This window comes from Pedobacter metabolipauper, assembly GCF_004362715.1.
In the GTDB taxonomy this organism is placed as follows: Bacteria; Bacteroidota; Bacteroidia; order Sphingobacteriales; family Sphingobacteriaceae; genus Pedobacter; species Pedobacter metabolipauper.
In genome coordinates, this window is record NZ_SNYC01000006.1 from 284,762 (window position 1) to 302,029 (window position 17,268).

The 17,268-nt window shown below is 36.9% G+C and carries 15 protein-coding genes; 6 read left to right on the top strand and 9 right to left on the bottom strand.

Annotated features, from left to right (window positions below; translation table 11 throughout):
* Positions 1-5 precede the first annotated feature (5 nt).
* Complete coding sequence (locus ATK78_RS17970; protein WP_133577519.1) at positions 6-1,820, bottom strand: MutS-related protein; 1,815 nt, start codon at positions 1,818-1,820, stop codon at positions 6-8.
* A gap of 103 nt (positions 1,821-1,923) precedes the next feature.
* Here ATK78_RS17970 and rlmH point away from each other — a divergent pair, with 103 nt between their 5' ends.
* Entirely contained in the window at positions 1,924-2,397 is a 474-nt protein-coding gene (rlmH, locus tag ATK78_RS17975) for a 23S rRNA (pseudouridine(1915)-N(3))-methyltransferase RlmH (RefSeq protein ID WP_133577520.1), read from the top strand.
* 233 nt (positions 2,398-2,630) lie between these two features.
* On the opposite strand, the gene ATK78_RS17980 is transcribed toward rlmH, so the two are convergent.
* Both ATK78_RS17980 and ATK78_RS17985 read right to left on the bottom strand, forming a co-directional pair.
* Entirely contained in the window at positions 2,631-3,170 is a 540-nt protein-coding gene (locus ATK78_RS17980; RefSeq protein ID WP_133577521.1) for a DUF5606 family protein, read from the bottom strand.
* Between the two features lie 27 nt (positions 3,171-3,197).
* Entirely contained in the window at positions 3,198-3,659 is a 462-nt protein-coding gene (locus ATK78_RS17985) for a peptidylprolyl isomerase (protein WP_133577522.1), read from the bottom strand.
* 253 nt (positions 3,660-3,912) lie between these two features.
* On the opposite strand from ATK78_RS17985, the gene ATK78_RS17990 reads away from it, so the two are divergent.
* Positions 3,913-5,094: an asparagine synthetase B gene (locus tag ATK78_RS17990; protein WP_208112400.1), complete on the top strand. Its 1,182-nt coding sequence runs from the start codon at positions 3,913-3,915 to the stop codon at positions 5,092-5,094.
* A 6-nt stretch (positions 5,095-5,100) separates the two neighbouring features.
* Here ATK78_RS17990 and ATK78_RS17995 read toward each other — a convergent pair whose 3' ends face one another.
* The 3 genes from ATK78_RS17995 to lpxK are packed head-to-tail and all read right to left on the bottom strand — an operon-like array spanning position 5,101 to position 8,946.
* Positions 5,101-7,098 (bottom strand): putative porin, encoded by a 1,998-nt coding sequence (locus ATK78_RS17995; RefSeq protein WP_133577524.1) that lies wholly within the window; start codon positions 7,096-7,098, stop codon positions 5,101-5,103.
* Complete coding sequence (locus ATK78_RS18000; RefSeq protein ID WP_133577525.1) at positions 7,098-7,913, bottom strand: purine-nucleoside phosphorylase; 816 nt, start codon at positions 7,911-7,913, stop codon at positions 7,098-7,100. Before ATK78_RS18000 ends, ATK78_RS17995 begins: the two co-directional genes overlap by 1 nt.
* Positions 7,885-8,946 (bottom strand): tetraacyldisaccharide 4'-kinase, encoded by a 1,062-nt coding sequence (gene lpxK, locus ATK78_RS18005; protein WP_133577526.1) that lies wholly within the window; start codon positions 8,944-8,946, stop codon positions 7,885-7,887. The genes ATK78_RS18000 and lpxK overlap by 29 nt, the downstream gene beginning before the upstream one ends.
* Positions 8,947-9,113: 167 nt before the next feature.
* Here lpxK and pruA point away from each other — a divergent pair, with 167 nt between their 5' ends.
* Entirely contained in the window at positions 9,114-10,748 is a 1,635-nt protein-coding gene (pruA, locus tag ATK78_RS18010) for an L-glutamate gamma-semialdehyde dehydrogenase (protein ID WP_133577527.1), read from the top strand.
* Between the two features lie 128 nt (positions 10,749-10,876).
* Here pruA and can read toward each other — a convergent pair whose 3' ends face one another.
* From can to ATK78_RS18025, 3 genes are all read right to left on the bottom strand, one after another.
* A complete protein-coding gene (gene can, locus ATK78_RS18015) occupies positions 10,877-11,554 on the bottom strand; it encodes a carbonate dehydratase (protein ID WP_133577528.1) in 678 nt (225 codons plus the stop codon).
* A gap of 9 nt (positions 11,555-11,563) precedes the next feature.
* A complete protein-coding gene (locus tag ATK78_RS18020) occupies positions 11,564-13,168 on the bottom strand; it encodes a SulP family inorganic anion transporter (protein ID WP_133577529.1) in 1,605 nt (534 codons plus the stop codon).
* A 198-nt stretch (positions 13,169-13,366) separates the two neighbouring features.
* Positions 13,367-13,708, bottom strand: coding sequence for a hypothetical protein (locus ATK78_RS18025; protein ID WP_133577530.1), 342 nt, complete (start codon positions 13,706-13,708; stop codon positions 13,367-13,369).
* Between the two features lie 195 nt (positions 13,709-13,903).
* Between ATK78_RS18025 and ATK78_RS18030 the strand changes: the two genes are divergently transcribed.
* The 3 genes from ATK78_RS18030 (at position 13,904) to ATK78_RS18040 (ending at position 17,237) form a co-directional block, all read left to right on the top strand.
* A complete protein-coding gene (locus ATK78_RS18030; protein ID WP_133577531.1) occupies positions 13,904-15,139 on the top strand; it encodes a porin in 1,236 nt (411 codons plus the stop codon).
* 23 nt (positions 15,140-15,162) lie between these two features.
* The gene (locus ATK78_RS18035) at positions 15,163-16,704 is read left to right on the top strand and encodes an acyl-CoA carboxylase subunit beta (protein ID WP_133577532.1); all 1,542 of its coding nucleotides are present in this window, start codon (positions 15,163-15,165) and stop codon (positions 16,702-16,704) included.
* A gap of 101 nt (positions 16,705-16,805) precedes the next feature.
* Positions 16,806-17,237, top strand: a complete 432-nt coding sequence (locus ATK78_RS18040; protein ID WP_133577533.1) for a GNAT family N-acetyltransferase — start codon at positions 16,806-16,808, stop codon at positions 17,235-17,237.
* The last annotated feature ends 31 nt before the right edge of the window (positions 17,238-17,268 follow it).

Sequence of the window (17,268 nt, forward strand, 5' to 3'; positions counted from 1 at the left end):
TGGTATTAATTTAATGTTAACCCGATCTCTTTTAATAACAATGCTGCATTAAATGTTGTACAAGGCCCATATTTTAGCTTGTAATCGAAGTTCATTTCTCCGTCAGAGATCTGTATATCAAAATGATAGTTTCGCACTTCATTGGAATAATTGTCCTGCATTTCTGAGAGCTGAAGATCATGTGTTGCAAACAATGCAGGGGTATGTTGCTCAATCAACTTTTGAATAAATACTTTTGAGCCCAGGTATTTATCTTTACTATTTGTACCTCTAAGCATTTCATCAATTAAAACAAACGACTCTTTTTGAACGTCAATCGCATTAAGTATCATTTTAAGGCGGTTAAGTTCCGCCTTAAAGGTTGAGGTCTGATCATTTAGCGAATCTTTAATCCGCATATAAGATACGACCCTGAATATAGAAAGTGATAGTTCTTTAGCACACACTGGAGCACCGGCAAATGCAAGTACCATGTTAATCCCTACAGTTCGCAGAAATGTACTTTTACCAGCCATGTTTGATCCTGTTACAATATCTACTGTGGGTTGTGCCGACAGACTAAAATCATTTACTATCCGATTTGAATCCTTAATAAGCGGATGACCAATTGCAGTAGTTTTTAATTGAAAAGCATCACTAATATCTGGGAATACCCACCCCGGCTCATTATAATGCAGCGTAGCAAAGGAGATCAACTCTTCAAACTGGCTGATCCGGTACAATCCATTTACTAAATGCTCAGAAGATTTTGAATGCCATTTGGAAAGATTGACTGAACACCTAAGATCCCAGAGCAGGAAAAGATTTAAAACTGAACTTAAAATTACATTTAACCGGGCATCAAAAGCTTGTATAATACCAGAAAGCTGCTTAATCTGTATACTTACCTTCTCTGGCTCTTTGTTACTTGTAAAAAAATTCTTTATATAAGCACTTTCCCATTTTATATCTTCCGTCCATTTGATGGTTCCTGAGAATGCATTGAGCAGATTTGAACTTCCGGTAAACCCATAATATAGTTTATTAATTGCTGTCAGATAAAAAAATGTAAGCCCGGCATTGAACACAGCTATAAATCCAAATATTTTCCAAAAATACTGACCATAGACTACACCAAGTATAAACAACAACAGCGTTAAAAAAGGAACAATCTTTACATACAGTTTAAGCGGTGGCTTATTTGTAAATTTTAGCTGATTTGGCAGCTGGTGTTCGAGTTTATCTTTAATAACAAGCAATTCTTCTGGCTTATGATCCTGAAGCTGGGCTCTAAAGTGAAACGTTTGATCAATATGAACAGTTAGTTCTTTTATGGCCAATTGACGGCTCAGAATCTTTTCTTTATCCTTTGGAAGGCTTAAACTATCTTCAAGTATATTTAAACCATTAAATGTATTGCATCGGTTGATAAATGAGAAAAGCGATCCGGCACCTAAAATATCCAGATCTGAAGTATATGGATGGCTTTCATTACTATAGTTTTCTCCATTAGCATATCCATTCTTTCCTTCTGTTGTCTGATTAATCTCGTTTTGATAAACCCAAAGTAGCTGTCCTTCATACTTTAATTCGAGCTGAACTGCAGCTTGTTTTTTTACCAGGATTAAAAAACAGATTACCGGAACAATAGCCAATGCAACAAATACCAAATGATATCCAATGTTAATAACGGCAGCAATGATCAATATTTCTGCAACAAATAAACCAAGCCTGGAAAAAGAAATGAGGTTTAGTTTACTTTTAAGTTCAGCAATAAGGGCTTGCTGGCTTTTAACGGTATCATAGTATCCCTCAAGGATCTGTTGTTTTGTTTTTGACATTACATTTTCAGGTATAAATCTCTTTAATGAAGAACAATTTATCTAAGTTTGAACTTCACGAACTGATAAATATAGGGAATTGATGATTACCCACACCAATTAGATGAAGATTACATTACTTGTTACAGGAAAAACAGAAGATAAATACCTGATTGAAGGCATTGAGAAATATCTAAACCGGTTAAAGCATTATATAGGTTTTAACATGGTGGTTATACCTGACGTTAAAAACACAAAAAATTTAAGTGAGGCTCAGCAAAAGAGCAAAGAGGCAGAGCAAATGCTAAAGCACATTAATAACACAGATCAGATAATCCTGTTGGATGAAAAAGGAATTAAGTATACTTCTGTTCTATTTTCAAGTTACCTAAACAAACAGATGATTGGAAGTGTTCAGCATTTGATCTTTGTTATTGGTGGGCCATATGGCTTTGATGAAAGCATTTACAAAAGAGCAAATGGAAGTATATCTTTGTCAGAAATGACCTTTTCGCATCAAATGGTAAGACTATTCTTTGTAGAACAACTTTACAGGGCTTTTAGCATTCTAAAGGGCGAACCCTATCACCATCAATAAGATTTATGGAATTTTAGATCTTATATCATCATTATAAAAAAGAACTTATGCTATCACCAGAAAATTTTAAAAGAAACTATAGATATAAAAGTGATAAACGAAAAGACCGGATAAGCTATATTATTGCAATCATTATTTCTGTAATTGCATTTATCCTGATCTGGAAATTCGTTTAAATAATAAGGCAGTCTAAAGTATAACTTTGGACTGCCTTTTGCAAATTGATCCGAGAATTAAACTCCCTTTTTACTGGTCATGCTTGCTTTCTTTGCAGGCTGAGCAGTTTTGGCGGGAGCTTTAGCATTGGAAGGTTTTGGAGTAGCCTTAGGTTTCTTTTCTACCTTTTCTTCTCCTTTTATGGCTTCCTGGTCTACTACTTCCGAAGGCGCTTCTTCACTGAAGAGCGGCAAATCTTTTAACAGATGATACCAGGTAATGATTTTCTTCATATCTGAAGTGTACACTTTTTCCTGATCATGACCAGGAGCTACTTCTTCAAAGAATGTTCTCAATGCTTTTGCATCTGCTTTTGCATCAGGTACACTTCCTTTGGCAGCAGTAATATTAGCCATAATATTTACCAGTTTAAGATCATCATCTTCACCATAAACCGTAATATCCTCCAGCGACGCCAGTTTGGTTGTAGTAATATTAGCTACGATCTTAACTTTTTGAGCATCTAGGCCCTCCAAGACATATCCGCCTTTATTTTGTCCTACAAGTTTAAATAAACCTGGTCTTCCAGATACCGCTACTATTCCTCTTAAATTCATATCATTTGTTTTTTGAGAAGTATAGAATTAATCTTCTATCACTTCTATACTTAAAATCTTATCTCCTTGTTTAATCTCATCTACGATATCAACATTTTCTATCACTTTACCAAAACAGGTATGATTTCTATCTAAATGTGCAGTATTATCTCTGCTGTGACAGATAAAAAATTGAGAACCTCCAGTATTTCTACCTGCATGTGCCATAGAAAGTACACCACGGTCATGGTATTGATTTTCACCTGTTAATTCGCAGTCAATTTTATAACCCGGACCACCAGTACCAGCTAAATGTGCTCTGGCAGGGTCTTTAGAATTTGGACATCCACCCTGAATCATAAAATTTGGTATCACCCTGTGAAAGGCCACGCCATCATAAAATCCTTCTGTAGCCAATTTTTTAAAGTTAGCTACTGCAATTGGTGCATCCTGCTCATAAAATTGAACAGTCATATTACCTTTATCCGTTTTAATTACCGCTTTGCTCATGTAAATTTTTTGTGAACGCCAAACTTAGATAAAATTGTTTTTATATGCAATTAAACAATGACCTCATCCTACAATTAATCCGCTCTTCTTAAGCTTTTAATAAAAATTTTACAAGTGTTTTTTAGTAAATTGAACTCGAAAAATCTACATTCGCATTACTGACACCTAAATCATGACCTTAAAAAAAGCAAGCCTTACACTCTTATTACTGGCAATTACCATAGTGGTTAAGGCTTCGTCTATCTTAATTTTTATGGATCAGGATCAAAAGAATCATTTAAAGGCTTACGGCATTGCCTACTGGAGCATTAAGCAGACCGCCAATGTAGATTGGCTGCTAAATTATCGTGGAGGTAGCTTTTTAATTGGTTACACAAAAACTGTAGAAGATGAGTGCAAGGCAAGAGGAGTGTCTTATCAGATATTGGCTGATGGAAAGGTAACGGCAATATTAAATGAGATCAGTGATCCTCAGGTAAACATGGAAGTTGTTAAGCTGGAAAAAGCACCCAAGATGGCTGTATATTCTCCGAAAAGCAAATTACCCTGGGACGATGCCGTAACCTTAGTGCTTACTTATGCAGAAATACCATACGATGTGATCTATGACGATGACGTTTTAAAAGACAAGCTTTCTGCTTATGACTGGCTTCACTTACATCATGAAGATTTTACAGGCCAATATGGAAGATTCTGGAGCTCATTCAGAAATGCCGTTTGGTATCGCGAAGATGTAAAAAATCAGGAGGCCACAGCAAAAAAAAATGGTTACAAAAAGGTTTCTGAAATGAAACTGGATGTTGCCAAACGAATTAAAGAGTTTTGTGCTGGCGGAGGCTTTCTTTTTGCAATGTGTTCTGGTACGGACAGTTTTGACATCGCCCTTAGCGCTGAAGGAACCGACATCTGTGAAAGCATGTTTGATGGTGATCCTGCTGACCCGCAAGCGCAATCCAAGCTTGACTTTAATAAGACTGTAGCCTTTAAGGATTTCAGACTCGACATAAATCCCAACAATTATGAGTTTTCTGATATCGATGTTACTCAGACCCGGATGCTAAATAAAGGGAATGACTTTTTCACCTTATTTGATTTTTCTGCCAAATGGGATCTAGTACCAACAATGTTAACACAAAACCACGATAAGGTTATTAAAGGTTTCATGGGGCAAACAACGGCATTTAAAAAACAACTGGTAAAACCAAGCATCACTGTACTTGGAGAAAATAAAGGTGCCGAAGAAGTACGGTATATTAATGGCGAAATTGGTAAAGGGCAGTTTACTTTTTATGGTGGCCATGATCCGGAAGACTATCAGCATGCAGTTGGCGACCCGCCTACTGATCTAAACTTACATCCCAACTCTCCGGGCTATCGTTTAATTTTAAATAATGTACTGTTTCCCGCTGCAAAAAAGAAGCCTCAGAAAACTTAACATTACTTAATCATAGAAGTTCCAAATCACACCAAATTTAAGCAGTAGCCTGTCTTGCATCGGATACCTGTTAACAGAGTAATAACCTTTTGATATCAGTCCCTGATTTACATAATCGCATTTCACAAATAGATTCGCTTTTCTTAAACTTGCTTTTACCCAAACGTCAACGATGGGGGTTGTTCCAAGTTTTTCACCAGAAATGTTATTATAAAATTGACCTGCAGCAGGCGAATAAGCGTAATTACTATATGGCGTATTATACCGGATATCAAAACCTACATTAGTTTTTAATACTTTAAAAAAGGTTTTGTCCAGGTAAAAGCTATTAAAAGTATATACTTCTGGAGTACGTAGAATATCTGTATTATCTGTTTTTTGATAAACGACATAACTATCCAGGGTAAACCTGCCAAGTTTTATCTTTTTACCCAATGTTATTTTAAGTAGATTTATGGGTGCTGCTGAGTTTTGAGGTAAAATTCCGCTTTCTCCATTTTGGATAAAATAAAGATAATTATCAATCAAATAATATTGTGCGCCAGCCTCAAGACCAAGTTTCTCATTTAGGTAATTAAATGAAAAATTAACTGTTTTAGTACGTCCAAAATCTCTTTCCCAGTTATAATGATTCCCAAAATATCGGTTATAAATTTCTTCAGGAGATTTATTATGAAAATAGGCTCCTAAAACAATCCTGCCGGCAGATTTGCTTAGCATGACGTTACTTTTAGCTTCATAGATAAAATCTCCAATATTTCTCCCTTGAAATATTTGCTGCAAATCTACATTCAGGTCAATTCTGTCACTAAATCGATATCCTGCAGAGCCCAGAAGAGTAACATTTTGAAATGAAGAATTGTAATTATAGTAGGTAGTTCTATTCTTATATAAAACCATCTGATTATAGTTATAAAAATCATGCCTGATCCCTGCATCTATCTTCAGCTCATTTTTAATAATTGAGTTTGATTTTGCCCGTAGAAAAAAGCTATAGATAAATTCATTTTGGACATGCTTATAGCTCGTACTGTCATTTGTATAGGTACTGTCTGCTGCTCCAATTGGGAAAACAGAATTATCATCGTCTTCGTTTTTTTGAAATCCATAAGAATTGCTGCTGTATTTAAAAGTATGGGCAATCTTATTTGTAGGTAAGATCTTCTTTGAGATATCTTCTTTTATACTGTCAATACGACCAACAAAATAAGTTTGTTTGAGCATAAAACTTGACTGCCTCCAAATCCGCTTGGCACTCGTAAGGTTAATGGGTTCTGCCTGTCTGGTTATATTCAGCGTATTTACATCAGTATAGATTGACGTATTTGTAATAGAGCCATTCTCTTCTGTTTTTAAGGTATTAAATATGCCGTTGGCCCACATATTATAGCGCTTACTTGGTGACTGAAACCAGGCAAATAGCGCTCCGTTCAGATCATCTCCCCGCTGGTGTGTATAATTTCCGTTCGCTCCTATCCGATTAAAGTTGGCACCAATATTTAAATTCCTATTTATATTTTGAGAATGAATAACTTTAAAAACCTGTTCTACTTCGCCCGCACTTACATAGTATAAGCTTGTAAAAGGCGTTCGTGCCTGATAATATTTTATGTCATCCTGGGTAAGTGCATAATAATCTAAACTATGAAACCCGGCATCAAATCCTATCGTTTTTAAGGGTTCGAAAAGCATAGGCATTGCTGATAGGCCCAAATTACCCGTACCTACTGTCGGTCTTCTTGGTTGAATGAGTACATTAAAGTTATGAAACCCATTTAACGTAGTATCAATTGGCATCGTTTGAATACTATCCTTAGTTAGCTTAAGTGTAGTATACCTGATAAATCTCGAAGTAAATATTACGGAATCCTTTCCCTCTTCTTCCAATTTTCTTAAGGAATCCATTTCCTTACTCTTAACATTGGTCTTTAAATCCTGAGCAAATAACTGTACCCCACTTAGAAAGATAAAGCAGAAAACAAGAAAGGTAACGTTTCTATACATTATAAGGCTGAGATTAACTGGCTCAATATTTTTGTTATTTTAGGTTCAGCAATTCTTGCGGTTTCTATGATCTCTTCCAGGCTTACCGGCTCCAAAACTTCAGGGAACCCCTCGTCTGTTAATACGGATATGGCAAATACAGGAATACTCATGTGATTGGCTACAATCACTTCTGGAACGGTACTCATACCAACGGCATCACCTCCTATAATACGGAGGTAATTATACTCTGCCTTTGTTTCTAAATTAGGACCAGTTACGGCAATGTAAACGCCCTGATGACAATTTATGTTGTTCTCCTTTGCAATATTTAATGCAGTTTGTATTATCTTCCTGCTGTAAGGCTGACTCATATCCGGAAATCTGGGACCCATATCAGCATCATTTCTTCCTCTCAAAGGACTTTCCGGCTGCAAATTAATATGATCATTAATAACCATGAGATCTCCTTTCTTAAACTCCGGATTTAATGAGCCTGCAGCATTAGAAACAAACAGAGTTGTAATGCCTAAGGCTTTCATAACACGGATTGGAAAAGTGATCTGCTGCATAGAATAGCCTTCGTAATAGTGTAACCTGCCTTGCATTGCAATCACTTTTTTACCATTTAAGGTTCCAAAAATCAGTTTACCTGAATGAAATTCCAGGGTTGAGATCGGAAAGTTAGGAATATTAGCATACATCAGATGAAACTCAACGTCAATATCATTAACAAGAGCCCCCAAACCCGTACCTAAAACAATTCCAATTTCTGGTTGGAAGTTATTCGTTTTAACCTTTATATATTCAATAGTCTCGTGTAGTGCTTGAAACATAGTCTAAAATCTTTTGATCAAATGTAACTTTATCTTCTTCTTGTACTGCTATTTTAACAGGCAAATAAAAGACAGGCAAATTTAAAAGTAATTCTTTTAAAACAGCATCTAATAAACGTTGCGCATCCTTTTCTGTTGTTATAATTATTTTGCTATCTGAAGGGTCTTCATGGTACGCCTTTATTAGTTCCTGTATATTATTCCTGTTGTATTGATAATGATCCGGATAGTCATAGTGACTTATCAAATTAGTATATTGTCTTAAATGCAACAACAACGGTTGAGGATTTGCAATACCTGTTAACAAAAAGACAGTTGTAGTGGGTAAAATTGAAGACCAAGGCTTATTTTCTAAAGAGGTTAAGTGTACCAATTCGTGATAAACAAGGTACGAAAAGAATAATTCTGGGACATTAGCAGAATCAAACTTGCTCCTACATAAACTTTTCTGCGCCTCAGTTATCATTTCTGGCGCTTTGGTAACCAGTAGTACGTCTGCTCTTTGATATCCGCTAAATGGTTCTCTCAGATTTCCGGCAGGCAATAAAAACTGCGTTGATAACAGTTTTTGATATTCAAATAGTAAAACACTAAAACCTGGCTTCAATCTCCTGTGTTGAAAGGCATCATCCAATAAAATCACATCATGTTCCTTACATAACCTATTAATGCCTAATACACGATCTTCACAAACTGCAACGGTTACATTTGGAAATTTTCGGTAAAACTGCATCGGTTCATCACCTATTGTTTCTGCTGTTGCCATTTGATTGGCAAGAATATATCCTTTTGTCTTACGGCCGTATCCTCTGCTTAATATCGCAATCTTCCGGTCACTAAGAAGCTGTACCAAATACTCAGTTACCGGACTTTTGCCGGATCCGCCAACAACAAGATTACCGACACAGATAACTGGCAGATCAAATCCGGTTTGCTTAAACACGCCCGTATCATATAGTTTATTTCTGATCAGAACGACTATGCCATAAAGCACTGAAAACGGAAGTAACAATAAACGAAAATATTTAATCATAGACCGGTCTCAAAAATAAGAATTAAACGCCGCTTAGTGTCAACTATAAGTTAGTTATTTATTCTAACAAGCAGAGCTTTATTTACATGCAAATAAAGCTATCATGGCAATTAAAAAACAAATATATTCTATGAAAAACTATCTTTGCAGAAATAATATTTTATATCATGCTTAAAGGATTTTTTAACGTACCAGCTCCTGTAAACGAGCCTATTTTAGGTTACGCACCAGGAAGTAAAGAACGTGAACTTTTGAAGGCTGCTTTAGCCGATGCCCGTTCTAAACAAATTGAAATACCAATGTATATTGGCGGTGAGGAAGTACATACCAGCAATAAGGGAAAAGTTACTCCTCCTCATGACCATCAGCACATTTTGGGTCAGTATAGTAAAGGTGAAAAGGCCCATGTACAACAGGCTATTGATGCCGCACTTGCAGCTAAAGCAAATTGGGAAAATTTAGCATGGGAACATCGTGCAGCGATCTTCCTTAAAGCAGCAGACCTTATAGCAGGCCCCTACCGTTATAAATTAAATGCAGCAACTATGCTTGGGCAATCAAAAAATGCATACCAGGCAGAGATTGATTCTGCGTGTGAACTGATAGATTTTCTTCGTTTCAACGTCAGTTATATGACTGAAATATATAAGCAGCAACCTCCGGTTTCCCCTAAAGGATCATGGAACAGGGTTGAGCAACGTCCATTAGAGGGCTTTGTCTTTGCATTAACTCCTTTCAACTTTACAGCCATTGCCGGAAACTTGCCTACATCTGCAGCCATGATGGGTAACGTTGTGGTTTGGAAACCAGCAAATACTCAAATTTTTGCCGCAAATGTATTGATGCAAATTTTTAGAGAAGCCGGATTGCCTGATGGTGTAATTAACTTGGTTTATGTATCAGGTCCCGATGCAGGAGATGTGATCTTTAGTCACCCCGATTTTGCAGGTATTCATTTTACAGGATCAACAGGGGTTTTTCAAAACATCTGGAAAACCATTGGCAATAACATTCATAAATTTAAGACTTACCCCCGCATTGTTGGAGAAACAGGAGGAAAGGATTTTATTCTTGTTCATGGATCTGCCGATCCAGAAGTATCAAGCACGGCAATTATCCGTGGTGCATTTGAATATCAGGGACAGAAATGCTCCGCCGCTTCACGCGTTTACGTTGCAAAAAGTGTATGGCCAAAAGTTAAAGAATATATGACTCGTGACCTGGCAACCTTTAAGATGGGCGGGACAGAAGATTTCAGCAATTTTATCAATGCTGTTATTGACGAGAACTCATTTGATAAATTAGCCAAATATATTGATGAGGCTAAGAAAGATACTGCTGTAGAAATTATAGCTGGTGGTAGCTATGACAAGTCTAAAGGTTATTTTATTGAGCCTACAGTAATTGTTACCAAAGACCCCATGTATGTTACCATGTGCGAAGAGTTATTTGGACCAGTTTTAACAGTATATGTTTATAATGACGAGGACTTTGAACAGGTTCTTGACATCGTTGATTCGACTTCTATCTATGCGTTAACTGGTGCCTTTATTGCACAAGACCGCTATGCAATAGAAAAAGCGACTCAACACCTAAGAAATGCAGCAGGTAACTTTTACATTAATGATAAGTGTACAGGAGCAGTTGTTGGTCAGCAGCCGTTTGGCGGTGCCAGAGGCTCTGGTACAAATGACAAAGCCGGATCTATGATCAATCTTTTGCGTTGGGTTTCGCCAAGAACGGTTAAAGAAACATTTGATCCGCCAAAAGATTACCGCTATCCTTTTTTAGCAAATGATTAGTCAGATCTATCTGCTGAAATCTTTCATTTGAAAAATCAGATCAGTAACAGACTTAATAAAGTCATAAAAAAACTCCCGGTAATATACCGTGAGTTTTTTTATGACTTTAATTAAAATATAAATGAATTTTATTTCTTATCAACACCATCAATCCTAAATACTGAACTGCTGTGGTTATTGGCTTCACAAGTTACACCTAAATCGGTTATAAGTCCTGTTTCCAAACTATAAGCCCATCCATGCAAACTAAGCTTTTTACCATTTGCCCATTTATTCTGAACGATAGATGTCTTTGTAAGATTAAACACACCTTCTATCACATTTAACTCTACTAACCGCTCACATCTCTTTTTATGATCTGACATCAGATCCAATTCATGATAATGAAGTCTGTAAGTATCTTTTATGTTCCTTAACCAGTTATCTATAATTCCATATTGCTTATTGCTCAATGCAGCTTCTACGCCTCCGCAGCCATAGTGGCCGCAAACAATCACATGCTCTACCTCCAAAACATTTACTGCATAATCCAGTACGCTAAGCATATTCATATCTGTATGAACAACTACGTTAGCAATATTACGGTGCACAAAGATGTCACCCGGATTGGTGTTGGTAATCTGATTTGCAGGAACCCGGCTATCTGAGCATCCTATCCACAAAATTGGTGGTTTTTGACCTGCAGACAGGCGCTTAAAATAATCCGGGTCTTCTAATAATGTAGCAGCAACCCAATCCTTATTTCCCTGTAATAATCCTTCGTATGTTATTTGATCTGTAGCTTGTTTTTCTAATTTTGCACACATAATAATAGTTTAATTATTAATTTCTTCAATGATTTTATTATTTAATTTTGGTACAGAATAGTGATCTTTAATGTTCACTAAATCTACAATAATACCTTTAGTATAGGCATTGTGCTTGTAATTAAAGATGGTTTCCAGAACGTCCGGATCTATATACCTTGAATTGGTCCCATCAATAGTTACATTTGTCTCTTTCGGCAGTTCTGTTAATACTACCTGTATAGCAGCTTTATTTAAAAAGGAGACTTCTTCTGCTAATGTTATTCTTAAATTTTTCTTATCCCCTTCTTCCTTTATCCTGTAAAAGAATGGGTTTCTCATATTTGTACGAAGCAGGAAGAATATAGATAAAAGCATTCCAATGGCCACGCCTTTTAGCAAATCTGTAAGTAATACAGCGATGATGGTGACCACAAAGGGAATAAATTGATCCCATCCTTTATGATACATGTGCTTAAATAAAGCTATACGTGTAAGTTTATAACCTGTAACCAATAGTATTGCAGCTAAACATGCCAAAGGTATCATATTTATCAGACCAGGAATAAACAACAAGGATAAAAGTAACCAGCAACCGTGAAAGACTGCAGACATTTTTGTTCTTCCTCCTGCATTTACATTCGCAGAACTGCGTACAATAACCGAGGTCATTGGTAAACCACCAACTAAACCACTAACAATATTTCCTGCACCCTGAGCAATCAATTCCCTATTGGTAGGTGACACCCTTTTTATTGGATCTATTTTATCTATGGCTTCTAAACTTAACAACGTTTCTAAACTCGCTACGATGGCTATTGTACCAGCAACCATCCAAACTTTACCATTTGAGATTTGTGAAAAATCCGGGGTGGTAAACAATCCGATAAATTCTGAGAATCCATTTACTACTGGTATAGCAACCATCTGGGCCCCATCCAATGCATAATTTGTACCCTTAAAAGCAATCGCTAAGCCAACACCTAATGCAACAACAACTAAAGGAGCAGGCACTGTGCTTAACTTCTTAAATTTTGGCCAAAGCACCAATACAGCGATTGAAAGCCCGCTGATCACAATTGCAGCCAACCCAAAATGACTCATCGCAGCGGTAATTGCTGAAAAGGTATTTTCATGATCACCCTGAAAAAAACTCTCATCTCCAAAAAAGTCCGAGTGAATACCCAGCGCATGAGGAAATTGTTTAAGTATCAGGGTTAATCCAATAGCAGCTAACATCCCTTCAATTACACTGGAGGGAAAATAGTTGCCAATCATTCCGCCTTTTAAGATCCCGAGTATCAATTGTATTACTCCTGCAATAACTACTGCCAGTAAAAAGGTCTCATAAGTGCCAAGCTGGCTTATTGCACCCAATACGATTGCAGTTAACCCTGCGGCAGGCCCGCTTACACTCAGTTGCGATCCGCTAATACTTGAAACTATAATTCCTCCTATTACACCCGTAATGATACCGGCAAACAAAGGGGCACCAGATGCCAGTGCAATGCCCAAACATAATGGCAAGGCTACTAAGAACACCACAATACTGGACGGCAAGTCCTTCTTTAAATTCTTTTTTAATATATATTTCTTTACTTCAAATCTTGAAAAGACTGAATTCCCATTTTCCATTGGTATATAATTTATTCTTTGTTGTATTTAATGATGAACTCAAGTCAGTTTATCTTACGAAAAACCGCTTACATGAGTTTAAATGCAGGATATTATCCTTATTAAAGTACTGGAATTTAAAATGACCTGTAGGGCTTACTAATAGGATATTATTCTCCTATTAGTATAGCCATACATGCAAGCATTTATACTCGGAATTTAACAGAAATTGGGAGGGGGAGTTGGAACGGTTGGATGAAATGGGTCTACATACCGCTTAAAATGATCAATGAAGCTATTGCTAATCCCAAAATGGCTAAGGATAGTCTCAAAAGAATCAACATGATAAAATTCGATAAGCTTATAATCTGTAAACTTAATTCCTGTTTTACCTGAATCACCATCTGAAGAGTGTTCATGCTCAATTTGCATGATAACAGAATTCATGATGTTTTTATCAATGTGGGTGAAAAATACCGGTGCTCCTGAAATGATCATCTTCGCTAAAAAGATGCTCAAAAAAGTAACGAATATGAAAATACGGTATTTCCTTAGGAACATTTGTTTTTATTATTTATCTAACCATTTCAAAAATAACTCGAAACATCTCTAATTAACAAATTATCTTGTAAAAAAAATGTAATTTAGTTGTTAACACGGCTATGAGTTCATTTAATCGTATAACAGAATTGACTTTTTATAAAAAATGCTCTATTTAATGTAAATTCGTCTCCTTCAAATTTCTTTATGCCTTTCATGAAAAAAACACTATTAATCCTTGTATTTCTCAGTCCCTTATTTGTTAATGCCCAGAATAATAATGCTCCATCATCCTATGATGCGCATGAAATTGCGATAACTGGATATTTGCAAACTCAATATCAAAAAGCACAGTCTGCAGGGATTAACTCTTTTTCTGGCGGAGACTTTTCCAAAAACTCGAGTGAACGATTCATGATCCGACGTGGAAGATTAAAGATTGACAGGGCCGATAAATATTCGAGTATTGTTTTCCAGATAGATGCTACACAAAATGGTGTGCAGTTAATGGATGCATTTATTCAGTTCCATGACCCAAGTTCAAAGGCATTAATGTTTACGGCCGGTTTATTTAACCGTCCATTCGGTTATTCAATTGTTTACTCATCCGGGTACCGCGATTTTCCTGAACGGGCAAGGGTATTTCAGACATTAATGCCCAGAGAGCGTGATCTTGGTGCCATGATTAGCTATCACCCACAAACTATATTCAAATTTTTGACTGCAGAGATAGCAGCTGTAAATGGAAGCGGACACAGCGCCCGGGATTATGATTCTAAGAAAGATATAATAGGTAACCTTGTATTTAAATTTGACAGCCTTTACAACCAGAAATTACATATCGGTTTTGGTGGCTCTATATATAAAGGATCCGTACGCAGCGATACAGAAAACTACTTTACTTATACTGGTAGCGGATATATAAAGAACACAGATCCCAACAATGTGAACTGGAATGCTAAACGTGATTACTATGGAGCCAATGTGCAGCTGCAATACGACAATACTTTTGGCAAAACAATGCTTAAAGCAGAATATATTGGAGGTACTCAGCCTGGGGTTGCCGCATCGTCATTAATAAGCGGACCCGTTTCCAGTACCAGCTTCGCGGCTCAACCTGCCACAGACCTTTATCTGCGTACATTTTCTGGTTATTACATCTGGTTTACCCAGCAAATTGCAAAAACAAGATTAACTGCCTTAGTTGCCTATGATATTTATGACCCAAATAATAAGATTAATGAACGGGAAATTGGCGTAAACAATAACAATACTACTGCTGGAGATATTAAATTTAGTACATTGGGATATGGGTTCAGCTACGGCATAAACCCAAGGTTAAAACTGACCGTATATAATGAGCATGTCGTAAATGACAGAACATCATTACCTCAATATACTGATGATTTAAAAGATGATGTATTTACTACCCGATTACAATATCGCTGGTAATTGAAGTATAAACGTATTTGCAGATGAAGAATAAAATAGAAGTACTTCAGGATAAGATTATAAAGGCTCATGCTGGCGGAGGACCTGTACGAATTGAAAGTCAGCATAAAAAAGGTAAACTGACTGCCAGGGAACGAATCCATTTTTTATTGGATGAAAACTCCTTTGAAGAAATTGGGATGCTGGTTACACATCGAAGTACTGATTTTGGTATGGAGCGTGAAAAATATTCAGGAGACGGTGTAGTTACTGGTTATGGAACAATCAATGGTAGATTAGTCTATGTCTTTTCACAAGACTTTACTGTATTTGGCGGTTCTCTTTCAGAAACACATGCTGAAAAGATTTGTAAGATCATGGAAATGGCCATGAAAAATGGAGCCCCCCTGATTGGTTTAAATGATAGTGGTGGTGCAAGGATCCAGGAAGGTGTAGTCTCACTCGGAGGATATGCAGATATATTTTATAGAAATGTACAGGCTTCCGGAGTAATCCCTCAACTTTCTGCCATTATGGGGCCTTGTGCCGGCGGTGCTGTTTATTCCCCAGCCATTACAGACTTCATCTTAATGGTCGAACATACATCCTATATGTTTGTTACCGGGCCAAATGTTGTAAAGACAGTAACTCATGAAGAGGTTAGTTCTGAAGAGCTTGGCGGTGCTGCTACACATGCAACAAAATCTGGGGTCACTCATTTTGCCTGCTCCAATGAACTGGATGCCATTAACCATGTCAAACAGCTTCTTAGCTATATGCCTCAGAATTGTGAAGAAATGCCTTCACTGTTACCTTATACCCCAGCGGATGAAAATCGCAGCACATTAAATACATTAATGCCTGAAAATGCAAATCAGCCTTACGATGTACGTTCTGTGATCACCGAAGTTACCGATTCTGAAAGCTTTCTTGAAGTACATAAAGATTATGCAGAAAATATTGTTGTCGGTTTTGCACGCTTAGGAGGTAGAAGTATCGGTATCGTAGCTAATCAACCTGCATATCTTGCAGGTGTTCTTGATAATCACGCCTCCGTAAAAGCAGCCCGGTTTGTACGTTTCTGTGATTGCTTTAACATTCCGCTTCTGGTCTTTGAAGATGTTCCCGGATTTTTACCAGGCACAGACCAGGAATGGAACGGCATCATCACAAATGGAGCCAAGCTATTATATGCATTTAGTGAAGCTACCGTTCCAAGAATTACCGTAATTATCAGAAAAGCATATGGTGGTGCATATGACGTTATGAACTCAAAACACATTGGAGCAGACCTGAATTATGCATGGCCAACTGCAGAGATCGCAGTTATGGGGGCTAAAGGTGCAGCCGAAATTATATTTAAAAAAGAAATTACCAGCGCTGAGCATCCGGAAGAAAAATGGTTGGAAAAAGAAAAATTATACTCTGATATTTTTGCTAATCCCTATCGCGCTGCTGAAAGAGGCTTTGTTGATGAAGTAATTGAACCTGCACAAACACGGACAAAACTGATCAAGGCATTTAAAATGCTGGAAAATAAAGTGGTTAATAATCCGCGTAAAAAACATGGCAATATTCCCCTTTAAAGCTTTAGCAGAATCAATATACGGTCAGTTTAGGTGTCCTTTATTATGATGTTAAACTATCTGTACAATGATTGTTATAGCCGTAAAATTAAATGCTAAAAATGTCCCAAATTCAAATTGAACAGATCAGGTATGAGATGACCTGGAAGATCAGACATGAAGTGATGTATCCTGATTTACCATTTGATTCAATAAAACTACCCAATGATGCCGATGGTATCCATTTTGGATTATATGCAGATGATTACCTGACATCTGTGGTCTCCTTATTTAACGACCATACCAATTATCAGTTTAGAAAATTTGCTACCCTTGATAAAGACCAGGGTAAAGGATACGGAACGCTACTGCTTAAATATATAATCAATTATGTTAAACAATTAGGCGCGGAAAGATTATGGTGTAATGCCCGGGTTTCTGCGTCGCCCTTTTACAGTAAATTTGATTTTGTTAAAACTGACCAGGTATTTACGAGTGAGGGGCTTGATTTTGTCATTATGGAGTTACAACTTAATAATTCACTTGAGTCTTAAGTGCTAGTTTATATATTTGTTCAGAATAAAA

What these genes read in the sequence shown, in the direction of transcription:
- ATK78_RS17970 (WP_133577519.1), bottom strand. Translation starts at nt 1,820, where the DNA reads ATGTCAAAAACAAAACAACAGATCCTTGAGGGATACTATGATACCGTT.
- rlmH (WP_133577520.1), top strand. Translation starts at nt 1,924, where the DNA reads ATGAAGATTACATTACTTGTTACAGGAAAAACAGAAGATAAATACCTG.
- ATK78_RS17980 (WP_133577521.1), bottom strand. Translation starts at nt 3,170, where the DNA reads ATGAATTTAAGAGGAATAGTAGCGGTATCTGGAAGACCAGGTTTATTT.
- ATK78_RS17985 (WP_133577522.1), bottom strand. Translation starts at nt 3,659, where the DNA reads ATGAGCAAAGCGGTAATTAAAACGGATAAAGGTAATATGACTGTTCAA.
- ATK78_RS17990 (WP_208112400.1), top strand. Translation starts at nt 3,913, where the DNA reads ATGGATCAGGATCAAAAGAATCATTTAAAGGCTTACGGCATTGCCTAC.
- ATK78_RS17995 (WP_133577524.1), bottom strand. Translation starts at nt 7,098, where the DNA reads ATGTATAGAAACGTTACCTTTCTTGTTTTCTGCTTTATCTTTCTAAGT.
- ATK78_RS18000 (WP_133577525.1), bottom strand. Translation starts at nt 7,913, where the DNA reads ATGTTTCAAGCACTACACGAGACTATTGAATATATAAAGGTTAAAACG.
- lpxK (WP_133577526.1), bottom strand. Translation starts at nt 8,946, where the DNA reads ATGATTAAATATTTTCGTTTATTGTTACTTCCGTTTTCAGTGCTTTAT.
- pruA (WP_133577527.1), top strand. Translation starts at nt 9,114, where the DNA reads ATGCTTAAAGGATTTTTTAACGTACCAGCTCCTGTAAACGAGCCTATT.
- can (WP_133577528.1), bottom strand. Translation starts at nt 11,554, where the DNA reads ATGTGTGCAAAATTAGAAAAACAAGCTACAGATCAAATAACATACGAA.
- ATK78_RS18020 (WP_133577529.1), bottom strand. Translation starts at nt 13,168, where the DNA reads ATGGAAAATGGGAATTCAGTCTTTTCAAGATTTGAAGTAAAGAAATAT.
- ATK78_RS18025 (WP_133577530.1), bottom strand. Translation starts at nt 13,708, where the DNA reads ATGTTCCTAAGGAAATACCGTATTTTCATATTCGTTACTTTTTTGAGC.
- ATK78_RS18030 (WP_133577531.1), top strand. Translation starts at nt 13,904, where the DNA reads ATGAAAAAAACACTATTAATCCTTGTATTTCTCAGTCCCTTATTTGTT.
- ATK78_RS18035 (WP_133577532.1), top strand. Translation starts at nt 15,163, where the DNA reads ATGAAGAATAAAATAGAAGTACTTCAGGATAAGATTATAAAGGCTCAT.
- ATK78_RS18040 (WP_133577533.1), top strand. Translation starts at nt 16,806, where the DNA reads ATGTCCCAAATTCAAATTGAACAGATCAGGTATGAGATGACCTGGAAG.